Raw genomic sequence first — 1,428 nt, 5'->3', positions numbered from 1 at the left:
CTAGTGTCCTGCGCCGGAAATCCCATGACTAAGTCTAGTCTGGGTGGATGGCGCGGACTGGACGGCCGAAGGTCGAGTTGGTGTTGACCGCTGACGAGCGGGAGACGCTGGAGCGGTGGGCGCGACGGGCGACGAGTTCGCAAGCGCTGGCGCTGCGGTGCCGGGTCGTGTTGGCGTGCGCGGAGGGTTTGTCCAATGTGGAGGCCGCGGCCCGGCTGGGTGTGCATCGGACGATGGTGGGCAAGTGGCGTGCCCGGTTCGCGGACGGGCGCCTGGACGCGCTGATGGATGAGGACAGGCCGGGCCGGCCGCCGTCGATCACGGTGGACCAGGTGGAGGAGGTGATCGTGGCGACGCTGGAGGAGATTCCGCGCGATGCCACGCATTGGTCGCGGGCGTCGATGGCGGAGCGGTCGGGGTTGAGCAAGTCGACCATCGGCCGGATCTGGCGTGACTTCGGGCTCAAGCCTCATCGTGCGGACACGTTCAAGCTTTCGACCGATCCGATGTTCGTGGAGAAGGTCGTGGATGTTGTTGGCCTGTATCACAATCCGCCGGAGCGGGCGGTGGTGCTGTGTGTGGACGAGAAGAGTCAGATCCAGGCGCTGGACCGGTCCCAGCCGGTGCTGCCGATGATGCCCGGCATGCCTGAGCGGCGCACGCATGACTACGTCCGCAACGGTGTCACCAGCCTGTTCGCCGCGTTCGACATCGCCGACGGCACGGTGATCGGCGAGCTGCACCGTCAGCACCGTGCCGCCGAGTTCAAGAAGTTCTTGATCACGATCGACAAGACTGTGCCCGCCGAGTTGGACGTGCACCTGATCTGCGACAACTACGGCACCCACAAGACCCCGGCGATCAAAACCTGGCTGGCCCGCCATCCCCGGTTCCACATGCACTTCACCCCGACCGGATCCTCCTGGATCAACCAGGTCGAACGCTGGTTCGGGCTCCTCGCCGAACAGAAAATCAAACGCGGCGCCCACAAGAGCGTGCAGGCACTGGAGAAGGATGTCCGAGCCTGGATCGCAGACTGGAACACCCATCCCCGGCCGTTCCTCTGGACCAAGACCGCCGAAGAGATCCTCGAGTNGATCAACCAGGTCGAACGCTGGTTCGGGCTCCTCGCCGAACAGAAAATCAAACGCGGCGCCCACAAGAGCGTGCAGGCACTGGAGAAGGATGTCCGAGCCTGGATCGCAGACTGGAACACCCATCCCCGGCCGTTCCTCTGGACCAAGACCGCCGAAGAGATCCTCGAGTCACTCACCCGATTTTGTAAGCGGATTTCCGGCGCAGGACACTAGTACGAGAGCACCATCTGAGGGTCGGCTTCTTGCGGTTGCGACTAAAGGTTGTCCCGTAACGCCGTCTCGGTGCGATCGATGATCTTGGTGTGGATCAGGTGATCAGTGCGGAGCGGCC

The 1,428-nt window shown here is 63.7% G+C and carries 1 protein-coding gene; it reads left to right on the top strand.

Annotated features, from left to right (window positions below; all coding sequences use genetic code 11):
* Positions 1-47 precede the first annotated feature (47 nt).
* A complete protein-coding gene (locus LFM09_RS50020) occupies positions 48-1,310 on the top strand; it encodes an IS630 family transposase (protein ID WP_414103721.1) in 1,263 nt (420 codons plus the stop codon).
* The last annotated feature ends 118 nt before the right edge of the window (positions 1,311-1,428 follow it).

The organism is Lentzea alba, from assembly GCF_047445655.1.
Classification (GTDB): Bacteria; Actinomycetota; Actinomycetes; order Mycobacteriales; family Pseudonocardiaceae; genus Lentzea; species Lentzea alba_A.
This window is presented reverse-complemented; position numbering and strand designations above follow the sequence as displayed.